Below are 4,435 nucleotides of genomic sequence, written 5' to 3'. Positions count from 1 at the left end.
ACATGGGGGTGTCGTGCGGGGGTGACGTGTCAGGGGTGACAGGTGACATGGGTTCTAGTGTGTGTCACCCCCTGGTTGTGGCGGTGATGGGGGCGTTGAGTGCGCGTGTCGGGTGGGTGCGGTAGGGGTTTCGTGGCCGGCCCCCCTTGGTGTGTCCCTTGCGCTCGTCGCCCGTTCGGCGTGAGTTCCCGATCAGCCGGGACGGGGCCGGGCCGGAGTGTGCCCCGGAGCTTGCGGAGGGGTGCCGTAGGTCCGGGCTCGTTCTGGCAGGGTGCGATGCCGGGCGGGCGACGAGCGCAAGGGACACGCCCCCTTGCGCTCAGAGCCTTGGAGGTGCCCCCAGCCAGGGAGGGCTGTTACCGGTCGATGCTGGGGCCGTTATCCCGATAGGTCGGGGAGTCGAAGCGGTCGTATCGCGGTTGCGTGTTCGTGGCTCGCCCTGGCGCGGGTTTGCCTGTACGGCGTTCTTCGACTCGGCGGCGGATACGCTCCAACGCTTCTTCGTTGCTACTGGGTTTGGGTGCGATTCCGCTACCGGCTGTGGTCGCCCCTCGTCGCTGTTCCGCATTCATCCGCTTCAAAGAAGCCAGCGCCGTCTGGAAACGTTCGTGCTGGGGAGGTTCGCTTCTTTCGGTGTCGTAGGCGTCCCACTCGGCGTCGAAAGCTGCCGCAATGTCTTCTGGTGACTCGATCCTCGACGCGTCGTGTTGGGCCTTTTCCAGGGCGCGCCGTTCAGCGCGGGCTTGGGCTCGCACAAGTTCTGCTGGTGGGTTCGCTTTCACGTGCGCGGCGCGTGCGGCGACATGGGCGGCGTATTCGCTACGGGCCTCGGCCAGAACAGTGTGTGCAGCCCGATCTCGAGTATCACGACTCGCGATCGCGACGAATGCGCGCCGAGCTTCACCACTGGTCGCATGCCACGGCTTGACCGTCGACGCGTGCGCGCCGTGCTCGTGCGCTTGGTCCCCGACGCGTGATTCCGTCAGGTAGGCCGTATTACGGTGCCGCCCGCGCGTCATCGCGACGTACAACGCGCCCCGGTCGGCGGTACTGGCGTCCAGGACGGCGTGCACACGATCAGCGGTCATTCCTTGCGCTGCGTGCACACTGACCGCGTAACCCAGATGCGTTGATTCACGCACGTACTCACCGGGCAAGAACGCGCTGACAATTCCGTCCTCGCCGGGGCGTGTCACGACGACGCTGCCGTCATCGCGGGTCGCCTGCACCCGCCACGTTTGCCCGTTACGCACCGCCCCAGCGTCATGTCCATGCTCGTCGCTCGCGCGCAGCCTGGCGGTGTTCTTGCGGGTGATCAGGTCATCGCCGATGCGTGCCTGCTGCCCGCGTGAGGTGGGAACCGTCCGAACCTGCGCCTTCACGAACGCGTCGCTCTCACGCGGACTCAGGCCCTGCCGGTGAGCGTCCTGGCGGGCTGTCTCGAGCAGCTGCGGCAACCGCTCAGCCTGAGCGCGCACATTCAACGCGTCCGCGACCTCGAGTTTCTGCGTGATCAGCCGCGCCTCGAGCCCGCCGTCACGATCACGGGACCACGCCCGGTACGCCGCCTCGAGCATCGCGGCGTCGTTCCCCAGGCGCAGACGATCAGCGTGCGCGTACCAGTCAGCAGCCATGTTCACCTCGCTGACGCTGCCCTCACGCAGCGCCAACCCAGCGGCGCGCTCATCAGCATCGACCTGACGGCGTACCTGTGACAGCTGCGCTGTGTCCGCACACGATTCAGCCAGCAACGAAAAGCCACCGGCCGCGGCCTTGACCGGGTCCAACTGAGCAGGATCCCCGGTCAAGACGATCTTCGCCCCAGCCTCACGCCCCGCCTCGATGATCCGCGCCAGATCAGGGGTACCCACCATGCCGGCCTCATCCACGAACACGACCGTTCGAGGCGACCATCCGTGCCGGCCGGCTTCGATCCTGGCTCGCATCGCCGCGACCGTTGACGCCGACGTCACGACACCTTCACCAGTCATCACGTCCGCGGCCTTGCCCGTCGGCGCCAAACCCACGACCTCGCGTCCCTGCGCCGCGTACAACTGCTGCAACGACGCCAACGAGAACGTCTTGCCCGATCCTGCCGGCGCAACGAACGGCGTCACCCGCGCATCACTGCGCGCCATCGTCGTGACGGCCTGCCGCTGATCCGCACTCAACCGCTCCAGCACGCCCCCACTTGCTGCCAGCACCGCCTCGTCGACAGCCAGCCCCGCAACCCGTTCTTGCGCGCTGCGCAGCATCAGCTGCTCACGCTCGATCGTCTCCGTGCTCGCGTACCGCACGCTGCCCTCACGCTCATGCGCCAGGCGCTCACCGTGCTGCTTGTCCGGATCAACGCTCAAGATCAGCGCCTCACCCACGACCTGCCCGGCAAGCTCCTCCACCGCCGCGCGTACCTGCTGCGCGGGCATGGCTGGCGGCATCAACGCCGCCGCCACCTCGACAGCATCAGCACGGGTGAACGTCGAACGCACCTGCGACAACTGCTCCAGCACCGCCTCCGCCGACGGCAACACCACCGGCGCGTCAGCCCGCGCACCTGCCATCCACGCCGAAACATCGAGGCCCTGTGCGCGCACATCCGAACGCCACTGCGCCCGCAACTGCTCATCACTCGCGCCGGTCTCCTTGTGCTCACGAGTCGCTTTCTGCGCCTGCGCCAACTGCGCCGCGCTCACCCCCGCATCCGCCCCAGACAAGTGCTCATCAGTCCACGCGCTGATCTGGTTGTGCCGCTGCGACCACGCCTCGATGTGCTCACGACTGACGTGCTTCAAATCGGCCTGACCCGTCGTCGGGTCCACGTCCTTCCAGGACACCCCCAGCCGCTGCGACAACTCCGCACGCAACGCCGCCTGATAGATCGACCCGCCAGCCTTCAGCTCGTGCAGCAAGCTCTGCCCGTCCAAGCTGCCCACGCCGCCCCCGTCAGCACGAACCTGCCTGTTGTGGATCAACACATGCGTGTGCAGGTGCGGATCACCCGCACGGCTCGTGCGGTGCTGATACGTGACCCCACTCAGCCCCAACGTGCGGACCAAGTCCTTCTGACCCGTCACCGGGTTGTGCACCCGCGTGTACCCCGCATGCTCACTCAGATACCCGAGCGCCGACCTGATCGCCGCCTCATGCGCGGCCACGATCTGCTCGTGCACCACCGCATCATCACTCAGCCCCCACAGCATCGACACGCTCTTCGGCGCCGCCGTCGTCACGTCGTAGCCGTACACGCTGCGCTCCGAGTACGCCCGCCCCAACGACGCCCCCGACGGCGCGATCGGCTCGTTGAACCACGCCCCAACCATCAACCCATCGAGCACTTGACCATCGCCCACCCCCAGATACGACTCCATCTGCGCACGGTCCCCACCCGCACGCCCCACCACGAACACCCGCGCCGCAGCATCCCCCGCCTCGCCGTAGTAGTCCGTCATGTCCGCACCCGGGATACGCGCACCCTCAGCCACCGTCGACTCGTAGTAGTCCGTGCTGCCCGCGCCTAGCTTCGCCGCCGTCATCACAGCCAACACACCCCCTCACACCACGCCGAACCGACACCAGCGAACGATGGCCCGCTAGGGCCAGCGTAGCTGGTAAGCACTCTGTGCAAATGTGCCTAAGAGAAAGGGGGAGATACGACGCGCACGGTGACGTGACGGAGAACGGGGTTTTCTGGCAGCAGCCAGGCATGCTGACGCTGCCTGATGCTGTGGGGGTGCCGGCGGCGTGCGGGGTGACTGCGAGCTAGCGGCTCGAGCAGTCAACGCTGCCGACGAGGGGAGCTGGAACAGACGGTGAACGGACCTGCCCTCTAACGGCCTCTCCCAACACGGTCGCACTACTGCACTCGGCGGGGGCCGCGCTACGACCTCGATAGGAACGCTGTGGGTGTCGGCGTGGAGCCTGGAGCGCCACCGTGACGACGGGCGAGCTTCGCGCTACGCTTCTAGTGCGTGGCGAAAAGCGTGGCCGGCAAGCAGCTTGTACTGCTACCGGTCGAGAGATCAGGAGTCCTACGTCCTAGGTCTCTCGAAGGGTCAGGAGTTCCTACCTCCTGGCCCTTCCTTTATGCCCCTATGCAGTTCGTCTGCCCCGACGGTACCTCACCCCTTGGAAGTTCAGGTCTTCGGCCCGCTACTTCGTAGCAGTGTGATCGGGGTAGACCCGCTCCTGTGTCCGGCGGAGTGGCCCGAACACGGGTGGAACAGGTCGCCGTGTGACAGCGAAGTACACGTGTAAAAACTTTATCCAGAAGTCTTACTGGTACTCCGCCATAACGGTCGATCTAGTCGGCAGGCCCGACACCACCCCTACAGCGACCACGAGAACTCAGACCCTTTACTGGCTCATCCCAATCGAGGGTGTAGTCGCGGTCTGGAAGTCGCCGGCTTTGAGTAGTGGCCTAGCGATAGTTGATGAG

The 4,435-nt window shown here is 66.2% G+C and carries 1 protein-coding gene; it reads right to left on the bottom strand.

Annotation, left to right across the window (positions count from 1 at the left end; translation table 11 throughout):
• Positions 1 to 356: 356 nt before the first annotated feature.
• Positions 357 to 3,533: a MobF family relaxase gene (gene mobF / locus AC1RS9_RS14400; RefSeq protein WP_259880133.1), complete on the bottom strand. Its 3,177-nt coding sequence runs from the start codon at positions 3,531 to 3,533 to the stop codon at positions 357 to 359.
• Between the last annotated feature and the right edge of the window lie 902 nt (positions 3,534 to 4,435).

Source organism: Dermacoccus sp. MPR-E5 (assembly GCF_058809565.1).
This window is presented reverse-complemented; position numbering and strand designations above follow the sequence as displayed.

What these genes read in the sequence shown, in the direction of transcription:
- mobF (WP_259880133.1), bottom strand. Translation starts at nt 3,533, where the DNA reads ATGACGGCGGCGAAGCTAGGCGCGGGCAGCACGGACTACTACGAGTCG.